This window comes from Caballeronia cordobensis (assembly GCF_001544575.2).
Taxonomy (GTDB): domain Bacteria; phylum Pseudomonadota; class Gammaproteobacteria; order Burkholderiales; family Burkholderiaceae; genus Caballeronia; species Caballeronia cordobensis.
The window spans coordinates 83,681-105,745 of record NZ_FCNY02000017.1 but is presented as its reverse complement, the minus strand read 5'-3'; the positions used below and the strand labels follow the sequence as shown (position 1 = coordinate 105,745).

23 protein-coding genes are annotated in these 22,065 nt (G+C 62.6%); 13 read left to right on the top strand and 10 right to left on the bottom strand.

What is annotated here, in order from left to right; all coding sequences use genetic code 11:
* The first annotated feature begins 103 nt into the window (after positions 1–103).
* Complete coding sequence (locus AWB70_RS38490; protein WP_143281714.1) at positions 104–493, top strand: hypothetical protein; 390 nt, start codon at positions 104–106, stop codon at positions 491–493.
* Between the two features lie 396 nt (positions 494–889).
* Here AWB70_RS38490 and AWB70_RS39580 read toward each other — a convergent pair whose 3' ends face one another.
* The 4 genes from AWB70_RS39580 to AWB70_RS38485 form a co-directional block, all read right to left on the bottom strand.
* Complete coding sequence (locus tag AWB70_RS39580) at positions 890–1,015, bottom strand: hypothetical protein (RefSeq protein WP_255725117.1); 126 nt, start codon at positions 1,013–1,015, stop codon at positions 890–892.
* 192 nt (positions 1,016–1,207) lie between these two features.
* A complete protein-coding gene (locus AWB70_RS27940) occupies positions 1,208–1,654 on the bottom strand; it encodes an NUDIX hydrolase (protein ID WP_045458814.1) in 447 nt (148 codons plus the stop codon).
* 343 nt (positions 1,655–1,997) lie between these two features.
* Entirely contained in the window at positions 1,998–4,109 is a 2,112-nt protein-coding gene (locus tag AWB70_RS27935) for a phosphocholine-specific phospholipase C (RefSeq protein ID WP_053570865.1), read from the bottom strand.
* A gap of 28 nt (positions 4,110–4,137) precedes the next feature.
* Positions 4,138–4,398 carry a hypothetical protein gene (locus tag AWB70_RS38485; protein ID WP_143281713.1) on the bottom strand — a complete coding sequence of 87 codons (261 nt, stop codon included), beginning with the start codon at positions 4,396–4,398 and terminating at the stop codon, positions 4,138–4,140.
* Positions 4,399–4,521: 123 nt separating this feature from the next.
* On the opposite strand from AWB70_RS38485, the gene AWB70_RS27925 reads away from it, so the two are divergent.
* Positions 4,522–5,781 (top strand): YbfB/YjiJ family MFS transporter, encoded by a 1,260-nt coding sequence (locus AWB70_RS27925; protein ID WP_053570863.1) that lies wholly within the window; start codon positions 4,522–4,524, stop codon positions 5,779–5,781.
* Positions 5,782–5,806: 25 nt separating this feature from the next.
* On the opposite strand, the gene AWB70_RS27920 is transcribed toward AWB70_RS27925, so the two are convergent.
* The gene (locus tag AWB70_RS27920; protein ID WP_053570862.1) at positions 5,807–7,213 is read right to left on the bottom strand and encodes a replication initiation protein; all 1,407 of its coding nucleotides are present in this window, start codon (positions 7,211–7,213) and stop codon (positions 5,807–5,809) included.
* Positions 7,214–7,845: 632 nt separating this feature from the next.
* On the opposite strand from AWB70_RS27920, the gene AWB70_RS27915 reads away from it, so the two are divergent.
* Together AWB70_RS27915 and AWB70_RS27910 are read left to right on the top strand one after the other, a co-directional pair.
* Positions 7,846–9,057: an AAA family ATPase gene (locus AWB70_RS27915; RefSeq protein WP_014193873.1), complete on the top strand. Its 1,212-nt coding sequence runs from the start codon at positions 7,846–7,848 to the stop codon at positions 9,055–9,057.
* Positions 9,054–10,031 carry a ParB/RepB/Spo0J family partition protein gene (locus AWB70_RS27910; RefSeq protein ID WP_014193872.1) on the top strand — a complete coding sequence of 326 codons (978 nt, stop codon included), beginning with the start codon at positions 9,054–9,056 and terminating at the stop codon, positions 10,029–10,031. The genes AWB70_RS27915 and AWB70_RS27910 overlap by 4 nt, the downstream gene beginning before the upstream one ends.
* Before the next feature lie 995 nt (positions 10,032–11,026).
* Here AWB70_RS27910 and AWB70_RS38480 read toward each other — a convergent pair.
* The 3 genes from AWB70_RS38480 to AWB70_RS27895 all read right to left on the bottom strand — a co-directional run bounded on the left by AWB70_RS38480 (position 11,027) and on the right by AWB70_RS27895 (position 12,638).
* Positions 11,027–11,482, bottom strand: coding sequence for a hypothetical protein (locus tag AWB70_RS38480; RefSeq protein WP_143281712.1), 456 nt, complete (start codon positions 11,480–11,482; stop codon positions 11,027–11,029).
* Positions 11,483–11,667: 185 nt separating this feature from the next.
* Positions 11,668–12,141: a hypothetical protein gene (locus AWB70_RS27900; RefSeq protein ID WP_053570861.1), complete on the bottom strand. Its 474-nt coding sequence runs from the start codon at positions 12,139–12,141 to the stop codon at positions 11,668–11,670.
* Between the two features lie 29 nt (positions 12,142–12,170).
* The gene (locus tag AWB70_RS27895) at positions 12,171–12,638 is read right to left on the bottom strand and encodes a zinc-finger-containing protein (RefSeq protein WP_014193870.1); all 468 of its coding nucleotides are present in this window, start codon (positions 12,636–12,638) and stop codon (positions 12,171–12,173) included.
* A 281-nt stretch (positions 12,639–12,919) separates the two neighbouring features.
* Between AWB70_RS27895 and AWB70_RS27890 the strand changes: the two genes are divergently transcribed.
* The 5 genes from AWB70_RS27890 to AWB70_RS27870 all read left to right on the top strand — a co-directional run bounded on the left by AWB70_RS27890 (position 12,920) and on the right by AWB70_RS27870 (position 16,444).
* Positions 12,920–13,159 carry a hypothetical protein gene (locus AWB70_RS27890; protein ID WP_235024372.1) on the top strand — a complete coding sequence of 80 codons (240 nt, stop codon included), beginning with the start codon at positions 12,920–12,922 and terminating at the stop codon, positions 13,157–13,159.
* Positions 13,160–13,563: 404 nt separating this feature from the next.
* Positions 13,564–13,974 (top strand): hypothetical protein, encoded by a 411-nt coding sequence (locus AWB70_RS27885; RefSeq protein WP_053570859.1) that lies wholly within the window; start codon positions 13,564–13,566, stop codon positions 13,972–13,974.
* Positions 13,975–13,976: 2 nt separating this feature from the next.
* Positions 13,977–14,342 carry a c-type cytochrome gene (locus tag AWB70_RS27880; RefSeq protein ID WP_235024371.1) on the top strand — a complete coding sequence of 122 codons (366 nt, stop codon included), beginning with the start codon at positions 13,977–13,979 and terminating at the stop codon, positions 14,340–14,342.
* A gap of 40 nt (positions 14,343–14,382) precedes the next feature.
* Positions 14,383–15,429 (top strand): catalase family protein, encoded by a 1,047-nt coding sequence (locus AWB70_RS27875; RefSeq protein ID WP_053570857.1) that lies wholly within the window; start codon positions 14,383–14,385, stop codon positions 15,427–15,429.
* Between the two features lie 94 nt (positions 15,430–15,523).
* Positions 15,524–16,444 carry an AEC family transporter gene (locus tag AWB70_RS27870; RefSeq protein ID WP_053570856.1) on the top strand — a complete coding sequence of 307 codons (921 nt, stop codon included), beginning with the start codon at positions 15,524–15,526 and terminating at the stop codon, positions 16,442–16,444.
* Between the two features lie 6 nt (positions 16,445–16,450).
* Here AWB70_RS27870 and AWB70_RS27865 read toward each other — a convergent pair whose 3' ends face one another.
* Positions 16,451–17,416 carry a LysR family transcriptional regulator gene (locus AWB70_RS27865; RefSeq protein WP_014193865.1) on the bottom strand — a complete coding sequence of 322 codons (966 nt, stop codon included), beginning with the start codon at positions 17,414–17,416 and terminating at the stop codon, positions 16,451–16,453.
* Positions 17,417–17,425: 9 nt separating this feature from the next.
* Positions 17,426–18,280 carry a helix-turn-helix domain-containing protein gene (locus AWB70_RS27860; RefSeq protein WP_053570855.1) on the bottom strand — a complete coding sequence of 285 codons (855 nt, stop codon included), beginning with the start codon at positions 18,278–18,280 and terminating at the stop codon, positions 17,426–17,428.
* 237 nt (positions 18,281–18,517) lie between these two features.
* On the opposite strand from AWB70_RS27860, the gene AWB70_RS27855 reads away from it, so the two are divergent.
* The 4 genes from AWB70_RS27855 to AWB70_RS27840 are packed head-to-tail and all read left to right on the top strand — an operon-like array spanning position 18,518 to position 22,041.
* Positions 18,518–19,450 (top strand): transporter, encoded by a 933-nt coding sequence (locus AWB70_RS27855; protein ID WP_235024370.1) that lies wholly within the window; start codon positions 18,518–18,520, stop codon positions 19,448–19,450.
* 25 nt (positions 19,451–19,475) lie between these two features.
* On the top strand, positions 19,476–21,197 hold the full coding sequence (locus AWB70_RS27850; protein WP_053570853.1) for an FAD-dependent oxidoreductase: 1,722 nt from the start codon (positions 19,476–19,478) through the stop codon (positions 21,195–21,197).
* Positions 21,198–21,220: 23 nt separating this feature from the next.
* Entirely contained in the window at positions 21,221–21,571 is a 351-nt protein-coding gene (locus AWB70_RS27845) for a c-type cytochrome (RefSeq protein ID WP_235024369.1), read from the top strand.
* A gap of 23 nt (positions 21,572–21,594) precedes the next feature.
* Positions 21,595–22,041 (top strand): nuclear transport factor 2 family protein, encoded by a 447-nt coding sequence (locus AWB70_RS27840; RefSeq protein WP_053570851.1) that lies wholly within the window; start codon positions 21,595–21,597, stop codon positions 22,039–22,041.
* Positions 22,042–22,065: the final 24 nt, after the last annotated feature.

The following is a 22,065-nucleotide window of genomic DNA, read 5'->3' as shown; positions in this document are numbered from 1 at the left end:
GTCAGTTCATTTCAAGTGACTGACGCGAAAAAAGACTAAAGTCTGGTGAAAATGCATGCGGTGCGCTATCGCACACAAACCGGCGACCGCAAATGGATGGGAAATGGAACGGATGTTCCGCAATGCTGAACCGTGTGACGGCCGGCCAGGCCTGGCGCGGCTGAGCGCCCGGGCGGCGCAGAAGAGAAACGTACTTCGAACTTCAGTGGATAGGCGTTTTGACGCACCCGCGTGGATGCACGGCGGGTCAGGGCGCTTCGTCGCGATGCACCACGGCTTCGCGCTTGCGATACCACGTAGGGCGCTTATGACCGGCATCGCTCTTTTCATCTGCCTTATTCTTGGAGAAAGGCGAAAAAATAATCTCGATTACCGCCAGCAAAGCCAGGCCAATTATTGCGAAAAAAACAATTGCGCCTATAACACCGACCACAGTCATGCTTCCTCCGCGCTCACCGCGTTGTATCAAGCATTTGATAAAACACGTCGCTGAAAGTTTTCACCGAAACGAGCTACTTTAATTAGTCATTCTATCACACCGACACTCCGCCCAATTTTCGCGGGACTCGCCGATACACATCATTTTCCGACGGGTGGAGTCTGCGCAAATTTTGGAACAAACGGGGGAAATCGCCTCTTTTCGTCCGACCGGGCGGCCTTTGGCCATCGTGGTTCCGCGCCTGCTGTCGCCGGGGTCGACGACAAACGCACGCGCGTTCGATCGAAACGGGATACCGATAGGGAAGTTTTAATACGCGAATCCGAAATTCGAAAGGTCGAATTGCGCAATTCGATTGAGCGCACGCATATTGGACGTTTCAAAGACGCCCGACCGCACCATTTGCCCGACGATTAATCCGTCATCGGCGAAACAACGCCTTGCATTTTCTTACGCGAGACGCTCGCTCTCGGGCGGCTTGTCCGATGGCGTCAATAGAATGTCCGCCACGGCCAACAGCGAGAGACTCACCACAGCGACGAATCCGACGGTCCCGGCGAACATGACGAGCTTCATGGTTTCCTCCGTCATCCAAATGGCGCGTGCGTGCGCGGGTCGGGCCGCATCGGTATCCGTCCGATTGAAGCGAACGCCGGCGACCGTTCCAAGCGCAAGCATAGGCGCATCTTCGCTGAAAAAGTAATCCTTTTCAGCGAAGATGCGTCCGCTCCGCTTTTGGCAGACCAGAGGAAAAGTGCTTTGACCGCCCTAGCGCCAGCGGCGGCCGATGCCCGCGGCGGCGTCCCCGCCAGCGCCGTCATGACTCCACGCCGGGCGCGAACTCTCCCGGCCGCCGCCCATCGCCCGGCTCAGGATGGCTCGCGTGCCCGGCGTGGCGCTGACTTGTGGGAGTTGCGATGCCTCGACCCAATGCAGTTCATGCAGCCGGCCGCCCGCCGAGGGGCGCGGATGCACGTCGTCCGGAATCGCGATGCGGAAAACATGATGCAAGTGATGCGCCGAAACCTGCTCGAACAAAAAGGCCGCCGCGCTTGCCGCGACGCCGGTGTCTTCGTGCAGCGCTCGGATCGCCGCGATGATCGTCAATTCTTCATATCCGACCGTTCCGCCCGGGAGCAGCCACGGACCGCCGCGCTCCCGAACAAGAAGTACTGACTGGTGACGAACCAGCAGCACGGTTGCCCGTTCTCTCATCCCCGTCTCCGGTGTTGCACCCCAATTCGTTATTGGATTGGCGATGCAATTCGACGCTGCGGCTACCGCGTGCCATGTTTTGATCTCGCAGACGTCTGCATCATGAGGTTGAACTGGTGTGCCCCTCGATCTTCACCGTCTTCAGCAGGCTGCGCAATGCGTGCATGTCCCACGTGAGTGCGTAGTACCACACGTTCGGGCGCTTTTGATCGTATTTGTCGGCGGAATAGAGACGTGAAGCTGCTTTTTGGCGGCGCGTGCGAATGAGGACGACCACGCCGTTGGATGCGCGGCCGCGCGCCGTGAAAGCGCGCGGCCGGCCATACGGATCAGCGATGAAACTTCACGCGCCGAGCGCGGGATCGCTCATGCTGTCCCGGCCCGTTTCGACGTGACCGGCAAGACGGCGCAGGAACGCGCCGTCGGTATCGACCTTGATTTCGACGTCGTACCAGCCGTGCGCGTCGCGCAGATCGAGGTAGACCTGCGCGGTGTCGCCGCCGCGCACGCGCCGCGTGATCGTCTTCGACGGGTCGTAGGCGTTGACCACGCTGAAGGTGCACGCCGCCGTGCCGCGATTTTCCAGCCGCAGTTGCAGATTGCCGTTCGCGACGTCATAGCCTTCCGCGACGTCCGGCGCCGCCTGCTCGCGCGACCACCAGGCGTGCTGCGCCCCGGCCTTGCCCGCGATCCGGCGCAGAAAGCCGTTCGGGCCATGCACGACGAAATCGAAGCTGCCGTCCTGATTCGCCGCGACGCGATCCGCGAGCCGCTTGTGCGCTTCGACCGTGTAGGTGCGCGGCGCATCGGCGCTGGCGTTGCGATAGAGCAGGAAGACCGCGCCCGCGCTGCCGGTATTGACGAAATCGAACGCGACGGAATCTTTCGACGCATCCGCGCGCGCCCGCACGAAAAGCTCGTACGGCAAGGCGCGCGCGGCACGCACGCCGGGCTCCTGCTTCGGCGTCGTCTGCGCGACGGGCGGCACGGGCACGTAATCCGGATGCCGCTTCTTGTCGGCCGGAACGTAAGCGCTCGTGGCCGGCAGCGCGGGCATCGTGCTGTTCGGATTGCGGAAGTCGAACGCCGAGCTCAGATCGCCGCAGATCGCGCGGCGCCACGGCGAGATGTTCGGCTCGGCGAGCCCGTGCTTGCGGCCAAAGCGCTTCTGGATGAAGCGGATCACGGACGTATGGTCGAAGGTCTCGGAGCACACCCAGCCGCCTTTGGACCACGGCGACACGACGAGCATCGGCACGCGCGCGCCGAGGCCATACGGGCCGCTCGCATACTTTGCGCTGCCCGGAAAGATTTCGGCGCTGGTATCGACCGTCGAGAGACCGTTAGTGTTCGACGTCGACGGAAACGGCGGCACGACGTGATCGAAGAAGCCGTCGTTCTCGTCGTAGTTGATGAGAAGCGCCGTCTTGCTCCACAACTCGGGGTTGGAGGTCAGCACCTGCAACACCTGATCGACATACCACGCGCCGTAGTTCGCCGGCCAGTTCGGATGCTCGGAGAACGCCTCGGGCGCGACGATCCACGACACTTGCGGCAGCGCGCCGCTCGCGACATCGCGCTTCAGGATCGCGAAGTAGTCGTCGCCGGCGGCGGCATTCGTGCCGCGCCGCGCCTTTTCGTAGAGCGGGCTGCCGGGCTGCGCGTTCTGGTACTGCGTGAAGTAGAGCAGCGAGTTGTCGCCGTAATTGCCGATGTACGCGTCATCGGTCCAGCCCCAGCCGTTCTTCGCGTCGAGCCCGGTGCCGATGTCCTGATAGATTTTCCACGAGATGCCCGCGCGCTCCAGCACTTCGGGGAAGGTCGACCAGCCGTAGCCGGCTTCCGCGTTGTCGACGACCGGGCCGCCGCCGGTGCCGTCGTTGCCGACATAGCCCGTCCACATGTAGTAGCGGTTTGGGTCGGTCGAGGTGTTGGTCGAGCAGTGATAGGCGTCGCAGATCGTGAAGGCATCGGCGAGCTGATAGTGGAACGGGATGTCGTCGCGCTGCAGATACGCCATCGTCGTGGTGCCTTTGAACGGCACCCACTGATCGTAGCGGCCGCCGTGGAACGCGCCCTGCCCGTCCGTCCAGCCGTGCGGCAGGTCTTGCAGGAACTGCAGGCCGAGATTCGACGCGTCCGGATGGAACGGCAGCACCTCGCCCGCGCCGGTCGCGATCGGCTGATGGAAGACCGGCTTGCCGTTCGGCAGCGTGACGGCGCTCCTGTCGCCGAAGCCGCGCACGCCGCGCAGGCTGCCGAAGTAATGATCGAACGAGCGATTCTCCTGCATCAGCACGACGATGTGCTCGATGTCCTCGATCGATCCATGACGGTTGTTCGCGGGAATCGCGAGCGCCTGAGAAATGCCGAGCGGCATCACGTTCAGCGCGGCAGTCGCGCCTGCGGCCTCGACGGCCGCACGCAGAAAGTCACGACGGTTCTTGTTTTTCATTCGTTTCGGGGGAAGTGAAAAGGAAAGGTCAGTCGACGGTGTGAATGACCGGTGTCGCGAGCGGCTCGGATGCGGCCCGGGCCATCGCGGGCGGCGCGGTGGCGTCGGTGGCTTGCTTCGCCCAGTCCTGCAGCTCGCTCGTTGCGGTCGTTGCGGGTAATGCGGACGGCTCGCTGCGCGCCGGGGTGTCCGATGACGGCGATTCAGGCTTGCTGCACCCGCAAACGATTGCGTAGGCGCAAACGATGATGCGCGCCACGACGGCGTGGCGGCTTGAAACGGTCGGCATCGGGGTTCTCCGGCTTCGCTGGTGCGGATCGACGCAGCGCTGCGCAGCATAGCTATCGCCTGTGTAAGCAATGTGACCGGTCCGCGATACCATGAGTCTCTTCATCCAGCGGACGAAAAAAGCGTGAACCAGCGTGACGATGCAAGTGCAGAGCTTTCCGATCGAGCGGCCCCGTTCGGCGCGGGCGTCCACGAGGCCGGTCGAAGGCAAGCGCTGTTGCTCGCGGTGGCGCTCTCGCTCGGCAGCGCCATCGCGCTCGGGCTCGCGCGCTTTTCCTATGCGCTGCTGCTTCCGCCGATGCGGCTCGATCTCGCCTGGAACTTCGCCCAGGCCGGCGCGATGAACACGGCCAACGCGTTCGGCTATCTGCTCGGCGCGCTGGCGTTCTCGCGACTGTCCACGCGCGTCGCCTCGCGGACGCTCTTCGTCGCGGGCTGCGTCTCGACAGTCTTATTGATGGCGGCAAGCGGCACCACCACCGATACCGACGTGCTCCTCGCGCTGCGCGTCGCGACCGGCGTCGGCAGCGCGCTCATTTTCGTCAGCGGCGGCGTGCTGGCGGCGCGGCTCGCCTCGATGTCGCCGCGCGACGCGGGCCTCGTCATCGGCCTGTATTACGGCGGCACGGGCTGGGGCATCGTCATCTCGTCGATGCTCGTGCCGGTCGCGGTGCTGCCGGTCGCGCACGGCTGGCGCTTCGCGTGGTTCGCGCTCGCCGCCGCGTGCGCCGCGTGCTCGGGCATCGCGGTGTGGGCCGCGCGCCGGATCGAAGCCGCACATCCGCTTGCAGCGGCGCGCGCAGGCGCGGGAAGCGGGCGCGGCGAACCGGTGCGGCGGCGGCGTTTCGCGCTCGCGCTCGCCGGTTACGGCTGCTTCGGCATCGGCTATATCGGCTACATGACGTTCATCGTCGCCCTGCTTCGCAACGCCGGCATGAGCGCGGCGGTGGTGAGCGGCTTCTATGTGCTGCTGGGCGTGGCGACCGTCGTATCGGCGCGCATGTGGTCGGGGCTGCTCGATCGCATGCGCGGCGGTCAGGCGCTCGCGATCCTCAACGCCCTCCTCGCGGCCGCGACGCTCATTCCGGCGATGGCCGCGCATCCGCTGGCGGCGTTCGTGTCGGGCATGCTGTTCGGCGCGACGTTCCTGTCCGCGGTGGCATCGACGACGGCTTTCGTGCGGCACAACCTGCCGCCGAACGAATGGCCGCGCGGGATCAACGCATTCACCATCGTGTTCGCGTTCGGGCAGATCGTCGGGCCGGTGGTCATCGGCAAGGTGTCGGACAGCGCGGGGTTGACGCGCGGCCTCGTCTATTCCGCGCTCATGCTGGCGGTGGGCGCGGTGCTCGCGGGCTGGCAGAAACCGCTGAAAGCCGCGTAATCGCGGCAGGAAGGATTCGGGACGATCAGAGCGGGCTGCCCGCGCGCGCCTTTTTCATCTTCACGAAAACGTGAGAACAGAACGCGTCGGCGACCACGCGATTGACCGTGAGGATGTTGTCCGCGCTCAGGCTTTCGCGCGACAAACCCTGCTTTTCGATGAGCCGTTGCGGAATGAGCTGGCTCACGAACGAGTGACACAGTTCCTTGCGCGCGGGGGCGTCGAGCGATTCGAAGAACTCGCGGCCCGCGCGGATCTCGTCGCTCATCTTGGCCTTGGCCGTGTCGTTCTGGACCTGGATGCTGGCTTCGAGATGCGCCTGCGCCGTGTCGCGCGAACGGCGCACTTTCTTGTCGTCTTCGAGCTGCTTCGCCTTGATGGACGCCATCTTCCGGTCCGCTTCGCCGATCCGGTAATTCCCTTCGAGCGCCTTGAACAGATAGCCGCGCGGACTCACCGTCACCTTGCCTTCGTTGAGCTTGTGGCGCGTGTATTCGATCGCCTGCTCGAGCCGCTCGTCGGTCCAGACATCGCGGCGTTTGGCGAGGCGCTCGAAGTCGGGCGTATCGAAGGCGAATTCGTTGTGCAGCAGGAGATACATCGAGTCCTGGATGCCGGCGCGCGCGGCATCGGCGCCCTGCTTTTTCGTGAAGCGGAAGCGGATCTTCAGTTTCTCCGACGCGACGCGCTCGGCGTTGGGCTCCCAGCTGACATCGAAATCCGACACCTCGTTGAGCTGGTCGATCGCGGGCCCAAGAAAATGCTTCTTGAACTCTTTCACTTCCTTGCGCGATTCGCCGACCTTGCCCGGCCATTCGAGGACGTCGTCGTACGCGAACCACTCCGTCACGCCGTGGCCTTCGCACGGAATCAGGCGATCGTAGATGGCGCGCGCGAGGGACAGCGAGAACGCCGTCGACGCCCGAAGGCTGAGCCAGTGCGCCTTGTACGGACTGATCAGATACTTGATGACGCGCCCGGCAAGCAGAATGCAGACGACATTGCGCTCGATATAGCAGTCGCCGAGCAAGCTGATGGTGCCCCACGAGTCCTTCTCGGTCAGCTCCTCGATGGACGGCGCGGTCATGATTTCGACCCGCGCCCGCGCCGCGGCTCGCATCTGCGCGATGAGGTGGCTGTGGTTGCGGCTGTCGTAACGCATCAGCCACTTGAAGTAGTTGATGTCGGCCGTGAAGGTGTAGACCTTGTCGTCGATCAGCTCTTCCGGCGACTTGGTCGCGACGATGAAGTACGCCGCGTCGAGCACGCGCCGTGCGGCAATGCCCAGGCCGCCGACGCGCGTGAAGATGTTGTTGCGCAGGAAACCGATATCCCTCGTCGACTCGCAAAGAGCCGAGCCCTGCGCAGACATGTCTTCGTAGATGTCCAGCGCGAGCTGCTGCGGAGTGACGGTGAGATCTTGGTTTTCCATGCTTCGGGTTCGGCTTCGATCCCCGGCACTCTAACAGGCGAGTAAAGGGTGTCAACACAAAAACCGTCCCGCCTCTTTTGGTTCGATCGGCACAAAAACCGTCCCCTCTCCCGCACCGCGCTCACAATTTCCACCCCGGGCAACACAATTTCCGTCTCCGTCGGCCCAATTTGCGGTCTCGTCAGCACAAAAAGCGTCTCACACAGCACAAAAACCGTCCCTATCCACAGGCTTCGTCGTTGATTTAAAAGGGAAAATCGCTGTCCTGTTTGTAGGTTTGCGGGTTCAGGTTTACAAAAAGACAAGACATACTCGATCTGAGTTTACCGCGTGATTCGCAGCGTTTCTGCGCTAACTCATTGATAACGCTTGAAAAACTAGCGTTGCACAAAAACCGCCTCCGGGACGGTTTTTGTGCGGGCTAAGAAAACAGCAAGACGAGATTCCGCCGTGATTTATTTTTAAGGCGGAAAATGCAGTTCTGCATTTCGGATACAACCAAAAACGCATGGAAAATCAATGAAATGGCTGTTTTCGGCCGTCCGAATGGCTAAATGTCCGCGCAGTGCCCCCTTGTTTACGCGTATTCGTGTATTCTGCGCTTCGGCGTCAATACATGGAGAAAGCGCAGAATGGCAAACGTAGGCACCCTACCTATGGAAGACCGCAAGGTTACGCTTCGCGAAGTGGCGGAATTCGCGGATAACCTGGAACCCTTTTCCGATAATCTTCGGGAACAGATTCTTGCGCCCCGTCCGCGAAAGCTTGCGCCGTTCTACACCATCAGCGAACTGGCGGAGATGTGCAATCTGACTCGACAGCAGATTCAATATCTCGTCACCAAGGGCGAAGGCGGTTTGCCCTCCGGTACGCTCAACGGCAGCGGCCGCAGCCGGACGTTTACTTTGCCCGAGGTGCGCATGTGGGTGAAGATGGCATCCGACATCTTCCAGACGCGTCTAGACGACGGCGACAGCACGTTTCGCGGCAAGGTGCTCACCACGGCGCAACTCAAAGGCGGATCGGCCAAGACGACGACCACCGTCTGTCTCGCGCAAGCGCTCACGCTGCTCGGCCGCAAGGTGCTGCTGATCGACCTCGACCCGCAGGCCTCGGCTTCGGAGTTGTGCGGTCTTTATGCCGAGAAGGAAATCTCCGGCGACGACACCGTGCTCCCCTATATCTACGATCAGAACGTCGAAGGCGGATTGGGTGCGAGCGTGCAGTCGACGTACTGGGACGGCCTCGACATCATCCCCGGTCATACTTTCTTATATGGCGCAGAGTTTCTGTTGCCCGCTCGCCAGAAGACGATCCAGGGCTACCGTTTCTGGGCGGTGTTGCGCGAAGGTCTCGAACCGCTTCGATCGCAGTACGACTACATTCTGATCGATACGTCGCCGTCGCTGTCTTACATGAACCTGAATGCGCTGCTTGCCGCCGATGCGCTGGTCATGCCGATGATTCCGGAAAATCTCGACTTCATCAGTTCGTTGGCATTTTGGCGTCTATTCTCGGATGTAGCGGAAGACTTTCTGCCGTACGAAGAGGACAAGGTCTACGACTTCATTTCGATCTTGCTGTCGAAGGTGGACTATGGCAAGACTTCGTCGGCGCCGGTGGTTCGGCAGTGGGCGCAAAGCGCGTACGGTCGATGGCTCGATCCGTTCGAGATTCCGGCGAGCTCGGTGATGAGCGGCGGGGCGCTTTCCTTTTCGACCGCACTGGACGTCGTGAGCACGCACTCCACGGCGAAGTCGCTGCAACGGGTGCGGCAGCCCATGATGCAATATGCCAAATGGCTCGATGATATGTTCGTCAAATCGTGGAAGGAGTCGGCATGAGTAACAACATTAGAGAGCAGCTCATGGCCAAAACGGCCAACCTGCCGAAGCCTGCGGACTTCAAAGGAGAGAACAAAAAGGATAAGACGAATCGCGGTCCGCAGACCATGCCGGGAATCACGAGCGCGTTGGCTGCGGCTCAGCTTCGGATTCAGGAACTCGAAGCCAAGGGCGTCGATACGGATATTTCCGTCGACGCGATCGTGCCGAATCCATGGCAGCCGCGTCGTCAGTTCAGCGAGGCCAAGCTGGCGGAGTTGGCGCGCTCGATCGGCGAGGTCGGATTGCTTCAGGCTGTTACGGTGCGTCGTACCGGTGAGTCGTATCAACTCGTCGCGGGCGAGCGGCGGTGGCGTGCGCACAAGCTTATTAATAAGCCTTCGGTTCGCGCTGTGGTGATCGACTGTACCGATCAGGATATGGCGGCGCTGGCGTTGATGGAAAACGTCACGCGGGATGATCTGTCTGACTATGAAATCGCGATTGCAATCCGTCGCGCCGAGGCGGAGTTTCCTAACCGGACGCGTCTCGCGGAAGCGATGGGGATTACGCGTAGCGATCTCTATCGCTTCCTTGCGTACGATGCGCTGCCGGACTTTGTGAAGCGCGATCTGGATTTGAATCCGTCCGTGTTGGGGGCTTCGTCGGCGCAAGACATTGCGAATGCACTCAAGAAGACGGGCGAGCAGGGATTGAAGGCGTTGCAGGAATTGTGGCCGCAGGTGCTTTCGGGTGATCTGGTGCAGACGAAGGTTGCGGCAAGTTTGAGTGCTCAGGCGAGTCGTGGAGAATCCACGACGGACGCAGGCGGCCGAAGTATTCTCAAGATTTTTGCGGGCAAGGTGCAGGCGGGGAGTATCACGAAGGATGTTAAGGGGTTGACGTTCAAGTTCAAGGCAGGCGTCATGACCGAAGAGCAGGAGAATCAGCTACGAGAGCATATTGGAAAGATGTTCTCCATTCAGTCCGAGTGACTGGCCAGAAGAAACCCGCTTAAGGCGGGTTTTTTTATGGCTGTGGTTGGAGGAAGTCTAGGGCGCGGAAGGTGTCCGAATTCGGATGGTGCGAGTTGGTGGGGCGGGGGTAGCGGGAGGTGTCCGAATTCGGACACTGCGGTCGGGGCGCAACGTTCGCGGACCCAAATTTCTGCGTAGCGACCGGTTGCGGTGTCTATCCGATCCAATCGTCGCGACGCTCGTGAATCGCAAGAGACGGTGTCCGAATTCGGACACCGCGGTCGGGCGCAACGTTCGCGGCCCCAGACTTCTGCGTAGCGACCGGTTGCGGTGTATATCCGATCCAATCGTCGCGACGCTCGTGGGTCGCAAGAGACGGTGTCCGAATTCGGACACTGCGGTCGGGGCCAACGTTCGCGGACCCAAATTTCTGCGTAGCGACCGGTTGCGGTGTCTACCCGATCCAATCGTCGCGACGCTCGTGAGTCGCAAAAGACGGTGTCTGACTTCGGACACTATGATGATAAGCACAGCGCTTCCGGCACGTGGCGGGGAGGCCAACTTGCTACGAACAGATCGATCGCGATCTCAGCGCAATTCGTTCGCGATGATGTCCGAATTCGGACACTAACGCCAACCGTGAAGAGCAAACTCGAGGAAGGCAAATCGCCCGCCATGCATACGTTCTAGACGGTCGGCGACGACCGCCGGGCTTGCTTTCGATGCGTGTGTCTGATGGCAATAGCGTGTTCGTTGCCGCCGCTACCGGCAAGGGAGTGAGGAATTTTTCCCGTCTAACGGGGAAGCAATGATGCCGCGACATCAGCAAGCGAGCTTCGGGCCACTGTCCGAATTCGGGCAGTGCCTTTGAAACACCCCGCGTTCTTGATGAGACCAAGACGAAAAGCCTTTCGGCTCACCCGTCCCAAAGCGAATGTCTTTCCGTTGCGCGTCATCACCTAGCGGGAGTCGAACGCCGCCGAGCTAGTATTTAAATTTGAACTGGGCGAGCGTCACTCACAGATTGGCACGAGTGGACTGCTTTGGGAAACGTCGGCGGCGGCGTCTAGCCAACAAAACTCGGCGCTCCCGACGTGCGCTAGTTCGGCGTCGTGCCCAGTGCCCGAAAAAGCGAAGCTCGCCGAATGCACCATATTCATCACGGGCAACTCGCGCAGGTTCGCACGTATCGTTCCGGCTTGCGCGTGCAACCGGTTCGTTAGCGAGGACGGGCTGACTTTATCGAATGCGGAGGTTCCGGTCCAAAAAGTGATCTTGCCGTGACGGGGCGCTAGATCTCCGGCCCAACCGGAACGCACGCAGGGCAGGGCGGCTTGCTGCCGAAAGATGCTGCGCGGAATTTCGCCGCGCGGATGACGCATTGATTGAGCCCGCAGAGATTCAAACTGATGCAAATCACGCTGGCGGTGGAAGTTCCACGCGTGAAACAATTCAGATCCGATTGCCAAACAATTTATTCGTTTATAATCAGTAGCTTACATTAATACTCTAAGCTTGTTTCACGAAAACCCGGCGCAGCAGCGACGAAATCGCACCGTGGTCGCGCCCACACTCCTCGCACCCACGCCCATTTCGCAGGAAAGTATCAATCAATACACTTCCCGTATCGATATCTCGCGCCCACGCAAAACCCTCAAACCCGCGCCGACTTCCTAACCTGCGCCGGCTGATAAACCTCACCCGCCTTAAACCGCTCAAGCCGCTCACTCGCCGCCGACAGAGCCCCAAGCGAAGCCCGTCGCAACTGAAGATCGTAAAGCGAGACAATCGCCGCCAGCCGATCGAAATCGTCCGCGGGCAGAATCCACGAACCCGATGCCCGGCCGGCGTCGAACACCGCCGCCATCGACTGATCCGCACGCAGCAGCTCTTCGTGCGAAAAATCGCCGTGACCCGCTTCGGACAGAAACTTCGCGAGATACATCGCTTCGGTGATGTGCTGCGCCGGCCCGATGTCCGACGAACCAAAGCGCAACGCCGTGAGCGACATGTGCGCCGCGAGCGCGAGCTCGTCCGCTACCGCGCGAGGGATGGGAAGCAGTTGCGCCTTGCTGAGCCGCGCGCGCGTCGCCTGAGGCGAGCGCTGAAAAGGAAGAGTGCGTGACATGCGAGAGATCGATGGTTGACCTTTTCAGGTTAACGTTCATCGATCGCGGAATCTGAAGGGTGCGAACCGCGTTCCCGTTCGAAATGTTCGACGACCGCAATCGCGCGCTCGCATGCGTCGGCGTCGAGCGTGTGGATGCTGCACTTCTCCGGTTCGACGCCGATCTTCTGCGCGAGCCATTTCATTCCCTTGGAACGCGCCTCGAAGACATTGCAGCCGTCGCGCCGCACCTTCGCTTGCACGAGCGGCTCCAGCGCCGCGTGCAGTTTCACTTTCAGATCGCGCAAGCGGGCATCGGCAAGACGGCCTAGCGGAACGTTGCGCGTGCTGCGCGGAAAAATGCCGATCCACGCCTGACAGTCCGCGCACATCCAGAGCGGGCCGTGGTCTTCGCGATACGGATAGGCTTCGTCGCCGGAGCGCGTCAACGTGGCGGGTGCACCGCAGTAGTCGCAATTCGGATGAGGTAGAGGTTTGACAGGTCGGCCAACGCGCATCGCCAGAAACTCCCGGGAAGGGAAATCCAATATAGCAAACCCACTGTGCGCTTCCGAAACGCGCTCGCCGCACCCGCTTCGGACAACCGTGGATATCGCAGCCTGCTTAAGCAAGATCGTTCGCAAAACCTCCGGCACGCGCGCGGGCAGTGGCTCGTCCCGACCGGGAATTTACTTTTCCGATTCACGGTATACGGTGGGAGTGCGTACTTCAGGCTAGCTACGCGCCCACGGAGCCTGCGGGCCCCGTTCCCCGGTTCTTCGATCAGGAGGTGATGGCAATGAAGATGACTTTTCTATGGGCGGCGACCGCCGCGGCTGTCTTCGCGATAAGCGCCGCGCAGGCGCAAGACACGTCGATGACGCCCGCGCAACAAAGCGCCGCGTCGCCCACGGCCGATTCCAGCTATGGCGGCGCGATGTCGGCGACTAAGGCGAGCGGCGCTTCGCGCGACGCCTGGACCAGCACGTCGCAGCTATGCACGCCTGGACTGAGCTGCAACATATATAGCGGTCAATGACGCACCCCGCGCCATGCGGCAGTCCGAAGGCGGCGGGGACGCCTTCGCGCGGCGGTGCACTGGCTCCTTCGAGTCCCTCCCTCTCTTCGCGCAGTCCCCCAATGGCGGGGTGATCTCCCTTCGAATGCGTGGTTTTCGCAGACGACCGTTCGGCCGATAGTGAACCTCATCACAACACGGCCTCTTTCGGGCCACGCGTGGCGGTGCTTCCACACGACAAATCCTCATCCGCGGCGAACAGGCCAGAACGCGCGTTACGCGCGACGCACCTGACCCGGTAGCGAACACATATTGCCAGCGCTCGCGGATCTCTCGGCCTCGCATTCGTCGAGGCGACGTTCGTCTTCTTCTATACGAGCCCATCTGGATAGCCGCATCCACGCGGCAAGCGAGGAGGTACCGAAATGAGATTCCATCACACCAGGCGTGCGATCGGTCTGGCGATCGCCGTTTTGACGCTCGGCGCGATGTGCAAAACCGGCATCGCGGCGAATAGCGCGGACAGCGCCGACGCCCGCCCCATTGCCGTCGATGTCGACCGAGGCCCGCTCACGCTCGACGTGCAGACGCCATCGGGCGGAACGTCGCGTCTTACTTACGTCGATGACGACGGCTGGCGTCTCGACGACCGCGATGCGCGCCTCAAACCGACGGAAGCGCGCATCACGCCCGCGTCGACGGAGCAACTCAAGGAAGCGTCTGCCGGCGAGCGGCCGATGACCGTTTTCATCGACGGCCCGACGGGCTACACCTACGTATGGATCCGCGATCAGGGATGGAAGTTCGTCGGCCACCTCTCCGATCGCAAGCGTTGAACATGTTGCTCGCAACGGCCGCGTGCGTGCTCGGCGTCTTGCTCGCCACGCAAGCACAAGCGCAAACCCAGCCGCAAACGCAGCGACAAACGCCCGAAGCCGACGCCTGGCGCGCGATACGCGCCGCGGATTGCGCGCGTTGCCACGGCAAGGACCACGAAGGCCTCGCCGCGCCGTCGATCGTCGGCTTTGCGCGCACGCAGAGCCGCGAGCGCTTCATCGCGGCGGTGCTCGACGGCAATCCGCCGATGGGCATGCCCGCCTACCGCGGCGACGCGCCGATCGAGAGCCGCATCGACGCGATCTATCGCTACTTCGTCGGGCGCGCCGACGGCAGCATTCCCGCAGGCGCGCCCGGCAGTCAATGACACGACCTGAACCGACTTCAACCGCACACGGAGGTTATCGATGAGTTTCGCCCAGTTACGCAGCGAGGGAACCGGCTGGACCGACAGGCTCGACGACGCCACCACGCTCGCCATGCTCGTCACGGCGATCGGCGAGCAGCAGAACAAGCTCGCGTCGAGCCGTCACACCGGCCTCGATGGAAAAGTGGACCGCGCACAACATCAGAAACAGGTGCTCGGCGCGCTCGGCACGCTTCGCATTGCAGACGATATTCCCGACGCCGCGCGCTTCGGCCCGTTCGCGAAAGGGCCCGTCGCGTATCGCGTCGCGTGCCGCATCTCGAACGGCCAGCCGTGCCCGCGATCCGATATGGCCGCCGATGTGCGCGGCATCGCGATCAAGCTGTTCACGCAAGACGGCGCCGAAACCGATCTGCTCATGACCAACGAAGGCGGCCGCTCGCACGCCCGCAATTCGGTTCAGTTCATGGCGGTCTCGGACATCATCGTCGCGCTGCTGGCCGAAGGACCGGTGAGCGGTATCGCGCAAAGCCTGCGCGAGATGATGATGGCGAAGCTCGGCCCCGTTGAAGCCGCGCGCATTCTGGCGATTCTGTTCAAGGAAACGGCCGCGCATCGCGTCGTGAGCACGACGACCGAGGACTACTGGGGATCGGTCGTGCAACTCGGCGCCGCGGCGATCAAATATTCGCTGCATCCGCATCCTTCCACGCCCGCCGGGGCGCAGTCCGCGCGCCACGGCGACGATTATCTGCGCGACGATCTGCTGAGCCGCTTGCGGCAAGGTCCGGTGAAGTGGCGGCTCGGCCTGCAGTTTTTCGTCGATGAAGCCACGACGCCGGTCAACGATGCTTCCGTTGCGTGGAAGTCCGAGATCGTGCACGTCGGCGAACTCGAAATCGATGCGCCGCCCTCTACCGACGACGAAGCGCGCATCAATCAGCTCGCGTTCAATCCGGCGAACGGCTTCGAGCCGCTCGGCATCACGCATGCGCGCAAGGTGGTGTATGCGGCGAGCGCCGCGAACCGCAAAGGCCGCGGCGTGCTGTCGAGCGACGAGGCGCGCGCCCTGCTCGGCGCGCACTGAAGCGGGCTCATTCGCGCGGCTGCGCAGAACCGTGCGCCGCGCGATGCTTTTCTCCGATAATGACGTGCGCCTTTCAACGTCATCGGAGCATCGCATGCATCTCGCCGGCATGATCCTTCCGATCTTCGCCATCATCCTCACCGGATGGCTGGCGCGCGTGTCGGGCTATATGCCGCATGCGCTCGCGCCGTCGCTGATGCAGTTCGCGTATTACGTCGCCATGCCCGCGCTGGTTTTTCTGACCATCGCCGACGAATCGCTGCGTTCGCTGCTCGAATGGCGCTTTCTCGCCGCGTTCGGCGGCGGCTCGATGATCTGCTTCGCGCTCATGCTCCTCGGCATGCGAATCGGGCGCGGCGGGAATCTCGGCGCGAGCGCGATGCTCGCCGCCGCCGTCTCGATGACCAACACCGGTTTCGTCGCGCTGCCGATTCTGAAAGCGCTGTACGGCAAGCCCGGCGTGCTTGCGGCGGCGGTCGCGACGGTGTTCGTCGGCGCGATCATGTTTCCCGTGCTCGTCGTGCTGCTCGAAATCGGCCGCTACGATACCTCGCGCAAGATCAGCGTGACGGCGCTGATTCGTAGAATCGTGACCAATCCCGTGATTCTCGCGACGCTTTGCGGCCTGCTCTGGTCCGTCGGCGGATTGACGCTGCCCGCGCCGTTCGCGTCGTTCCTGACGATACTCGGCGAAGCGCTCACGCCTTGCGCGCTGTTCGCGATCGGGCTCGATCTGACGTCAGGCGAATTGCGTGGGCGCGTGATGTTCTACGCAATCCTAACGATACTCAAGCTCGCCATCGTGCCGCTCGTCGTCTATGCGCTGTGTCTCGCGATGAGACTCGGCCACGAAGCGACCGTCGCCGCCGTCGTCTGCGCGGCGGTGCCAACTGCAAAAAGCGCCTATGTGCTCGCCGTCGAATACGACGTGGAAAAGAACGTGGTCGGCGCCGTCATCTCGATGACGACGCTCTTGTCCATCGTCACCTTGCTCGCGTGGCTCTACCTGCTGTAGCGCGGCCTAGACGTCGCCGAGTTCTTCGTCGACATTGCGTTCTTCGTCGTCGGGCGGCGAAATGCCGAGCGCCTTGTCCCACTGCGGCTCGCTCAGATAGCGTTCGCGCAGGAAATCGACGAAGGCTTTCACCTTGGTCGTCGAACGGTGCGAGGTCGGATAGACCGCGGAGAGCCACAACGGCGGCGCCGCATAGTCGGGCAGCACGCGCACGAGGCGGCGTTCGAGCAGATCGCTCGCGGCGACCATCGTCGGCAGATAGACGACGCCCGCGCCCGCGCGCGCGAATTCGAGCAGCAGATGCACGCTGTTCGTCTTCAGGACGGCATTGAGCGCGATCTCGTAGCACTCGTTGCCCTTCATGAGCGGCCAGTTATCGCCCCACGGATAATGCGCATAGCGCGCGAAATCGTGACGCAGCAGATCGAGCGGCGTCTCGATGGCCGGCTCTTCCTTCAGATACGCGGGCGTTGCGCACAATACGCCGCGCACCGGAAAGAGCTTGCGCTCGACGAGCAGATTCGACGCCGGCGGATAAATCTGCAGCGCGAGATCGAAGCCTTCCTGCACGGGATCGATGACGCGATCGTTCACCGTCACCACGAACTCGATGCGCGGATGCGCCTCGCGAAACGCGATCAGCGCCTGTGAGAAGTGCCCGAGCGCGAAGCCCGGCAGCACGTGCACGTTGAGCGTGCCGCACAGCGATTGCGTCTCTGCGCTCACGCGCCCCGAAAGCTCGTGCACCTTGGAGACGAGCAGCAGGCAATCGCGATAATAGGATTCGCCGACCTCCGAGAGCCGAACCGCGCGCGTCGAGCGATGAAACAGCGCGACGCCGAAGTGCTCTTCCAGTTGCTTCACGCGCGACGTCACCACCGATTTCGCCACGCCGAGCTGCCGCGCCGCGCTCGCGAAGCTTTGCGCCTCGGCTGCGCGGACGAAGGCCTCCATCGACATGAAGAGGTCCATTCCCGCTCCTTAAGCCGCGCCTTTCCTGTAACGCAGCGGCGTGGTACCGAGCCGCTCCGAGAACAGCGCGGTCATGTGCTGTTGCGATGAAAATCCGCACGCGACGGCGACCTCGACGAGCGGCGCGTCGCCCGCGCGCAGCATCCGCGCGGCGGCGTCGATGCGCTTTTCCAGCACATAGCGATAGAGCGAATGACCCGTACGCGTCTTCACGCCATCGAACACGACGCGCACGGGCAGATCGAGCTCCGCGGCGATATCGGCGCAAGCGAGATTCTGGTCGATGTTCTCCGCGACATACGCTTCGAGCATGGCGAAGCCGGCGTCGGTCAGCGCGGACTTGCGCTCGCGCGCGCTGCTTTCCAGATGACGCGTCGTTTCGATCCACGCCAGTGTCGCGACGCATTGCATTTCCCACGGATCGACCGGGCGCGCTTCGGCCTGCGCCTTCTGCCGCGCATAGCGCACGAGATGCCGGATCGAATCAGCGCCGAGATTGCTGCGGCTGCCCGCGCGGCGCAACGGTTCCGCGTTGCGATCGGCGATGCGGTTCACGAAGGCGTCGGCATAGCGAAACGCGATGAAGCCGTGCCGCACGTCGTGCGCATCGATGCGCATGCTTTCGCCGCGCGGATGGAACGCGGCCGTTTCCGCGCGGAACGTGAAGGGCGCTGCGGGGCCGTCGTCGTAACGCGTGTCCGAGACGATCGTGCCGAGCAGCAGGCAGATCATGTCCGACGAATTGCTCAGCTCCAGCGAATAAGGGCGCGGGCCCGAAATGCAGTATTCGAGTCCGGGCACGCCCGCGACCGCGCTGAAGCGATCGATGCGGGCCGTCGCCGTATGAACGCTCTGGACGCTCATGGTCCTGTCTCCATTGTCTTCGCGGCTTGGATGGACGCCGCTGTTCACGCGAGTATAGATGCGAACCGCGACGCGCCCGCATGCGCGATGGGTCGCGATTCGCGAACGTCGCGTGCGGTCTTTGAGCACGGTGTAAACCCGCATCCGCCCGGAATCTGTAATCCGCAAAACCTGAAAGACCGCCGCGCCGCATCTTCGTAACGTTCGCTCACATTACACGAACGACCGGAGACGACGATGCAAAGGCGGCACACCAAACCAACGATACGAATACGCCTGGCATGCGCGCTCGCCATGCTCGGCGCGGGCTGCTCGATGACGGCTCACGCGGCGGGCATTCCCTTCGCGACGGACCGCCCGCAGACCTGGCAATTCAGCTCCGACTTCGAAGGCACGTACGACTCCTTCGGCCAGAACCTCGACTGGAATCACGACAGCCGCGCCTTCGATGCGCACGGCAACCAGGTCGCGGGTCCGGGCACGAACACGTTCGTCGGCTTATCGACGTTCATTCACTACTGGAAGCTGCCGTCGCTGCCGCATGTGGGGTTCAACGCGAGCATCACCGTGCCGGAGATCCGCTCGCAGGGATCGCAGTTTTCCGCGAGCGGCATCGGCGATCCGCTGATCGGCGGCCTGGTCTGGTACAACCCCGCGCCCGCGACCACGCTCGGGGCTCAAGCCTACGTGCAGGTGCCGATCGGACAGAACGACGTCTCGACGAATACGTGGTCGTTCTGGCCGTCTGTCTTCTACGACGACTGGTACGGGCACGTGAACGTCGATCTGCTTCTCGGCGGCATCATTCGCGGACGCACGCTGCGCTCCGGCCACGACGACCTGAGCCCGGGCAACTCGTTCCATCTGAACTTGCGCGTCGGCTACAGCATTTCGCCGCCGGACAATCCGTTTGCGATTCCCTTCGTCGGCCTCGACTTTCAGACGAGCGGCGGCACGTTCAACCAGACCGCTGCGATGCCCGTCTCGAACAGCGCGAGCCGCGAAACGACCGTGGGTGTCGGCGTGCTGTTCCAGTTCAAACCGAACAGCCTGCCGTTCGTGCACCAGAAGATGTACGACCAGCTTTCCATCCAATACCAGCACTCGGTTTCGGGGCGCAACACGACGCTCACCAACGGCATTCTCGTGCAGGCCTGGCATTACTGGTAAGCATAGCGAAATAAAGGAGACGAACATGAACGAGACGATTCGACCCGCCGCCTCGCGGCGCAACTTCATCAAGGCCGCTGGCGCGGGCACGGCGGCGGCCGCGTTCGGCGCGGTGTCGCTCACCGCGCGTGCCGCGAGCGACATCAAGTTCGACGCCGAATACGACGTCGTCGTGTGCGGCGGCGGCGGCGGCGGCTTGCCGGCCGCGCTTTTCTCGCGCTGGCTCGGCAACCGCGTCGCGATCCTGGAGAAAGCGGGCAGCGTCGGCGGCACGGCGGCGAAGGCCGCGTTCTGGTACTGGGTGCCGAACAACGAGCCGATGCGCCGCGCCGGCATCGCCGATCCGAAGGCCGACTACATGCGCTATGTCGCGCGCCTTTCGCGGCCCGAGCAATATGATCCGACGCAGCCGAAGCTCGGCCTCTCCGACTGGGAGTACGAGATGTGCGAGGCGATCTACGACAGCGCATCGCCCGCGGCGGAGCTGCTCGCAAACAAGGGCGCGCTGCCGTACCGGCATGAAGCGGCGGTGCCCGATTACTGGGCCGAATTGCCCGAAGACAAGGCGCCGCGCGGCCGCGTGCTGTTCCCGAAAGACGGGCTGCCGAGCATGTCCGATGGCGGACGCGTCGCGATTCGCACGATGAGCGCGGCCGCACGGCGCGATGGCATCGATATCAAGACCGGTTATCGCGTGCAGAAAGTGCTCGTCGATGAATCGGGCGCGGTGATCGGCGTCGAATCGCTGACGGAAGAGGGCACGCTGTATCGCGTCCGCGCAAAGAAAGCGGTGATTTTCGCGACCGGCGGCTTCACGCACGATCCCGAACTGCGCAAGAACTTCCTGCACGGCGCCGTGTACGGTGGCTGCGCCGCGCCGACGAACGAAGGCGATTTCGTGCGCATTTCCAGCGCGCTCGACGTGCAGTTGCGCAACATGAACTACTCGTGGATGGCGCCGATCTCGCTCGACAAGGCTATCGCGAAGGATGGCTCGCTCTCCGGCATCTTCACGCCGACGGGCGATTCGATGCTCTACGTGAACAAGTACGGCAAGCGCGTCGTCAACGAAAAGCTCGCGTACAACGAAGTCTGCGCGACATTTTCCGAATGGGACGGCGCGAAGGGCGAGTATCCGAATCTCACGCTGATTTCGATCTGGGATCAGCAGGCGCAGGACCATTGCGGCAGCGACGATTACGGCAGTCTCATCGTGCCGAAAGGGTCGAACGACCGGCACGTCGTGCGTGGCAACACGCTCGCGGAACTTGCCAGCGCGATCAGGGAGCGCATGGCGAAGTATCAGAGCGCGCTCGGCGGCGCCACGCTGAGCGACGACTTCACGCGCAATCTCGACGCGACCATCAAACGCTTCAACGGCTTCGCGAAGACGGGCGTGGATCAGGACTTTCACCGCGGCGAGCGGATCGTCGAGAAGCTGTTCAACGGGCCTACGGCCAAGAAGGCGGATCAGAAGAACGAGACGATGTATCCGCTCGCCGCGAAAGGTCCGTATTACGCGGCACTCATCGTCGCGGGCAATCTCGACACGAAAGGCGGCCCGAAAACCAACTCGCACGGACAGGTGCTCGATACGCGCGGCGCGCCGATCAAGGGCTTGTACGGCGTGGGCAACTGCGTGGCGTCGGCATCGGCGCGGGCGTACTGGGCGGGCGGCGGCACGCTCGGGCCGATCATCGCGTTTGCTTATCGTGCCGCACAATCGGCCAACGGAGTTCAATCATGATTCGGATTACGAATTTAATAGCAATGCTCGCACTCGCCAGCACCGCGGCCTACGCGCAGGACAACACCGCCGCGCTCGGCAAGAAGCTCACGACGAACAATTGCGCCGTGTGCCACACCTTCAACAAGGGCGAGCCGAACGGTCAGGGGCCGAATCTCTTCGGGATCGTCGGCAAGCCGCTGGCATCGGAGCCGGGCTTCAAATATTCGGCGGCCATGAAGGCCGCGGCGGCGGGCAAGGTCTGGGACGAAAAGCTGCTCGACGCGTGGCTCACCGATACGCAAACCGTCGCGCCCGGCAACGCCATGACCTATTTCGAAGGCGACGAAGCGCGGCGGCAAAAGATCATCGCTTATCTGCGCACGCTGCATTGAACTGAACAACAGGAGACGAAAGCATGAACCCCACCACCATGACCGACGAACAACGCAAGACCATCGCGCTCGAATATCTGCGCAGGCTCGATCGCGGCCAATCATTCTTCGAATTGTTCGATGACCACGCCGAAGTCTATTTCCCGAAATGGGGCATTGCGACGGGCCGCGCGGCCTTCGAAAAGCTCTTCGCCGATCTCGGCACGATCGTCGCGAGGTTCAAGCACGATCTCGCGTATCTGAACGTGATCCAGCAGGGCGACACGGTGGTCGTCGAAGGCACGAGCTACGGCGCGACCCAAAGCGGCGTGGAATGGCGCGCGGGCGTCACGCACGCGGGCCGCTGGACCGATGTCTTCGAGATTCGCGATTTCAAGATCCAGCGCTGCTTCATCTATCTCGACCCGGACTACGAGGGCGCGGACACGCAGCGCTATCCGTGGCTCGCGGAGCAACAAGCGCGAAAGTAAGTACTTTCCCTAAGGCCGCGATCG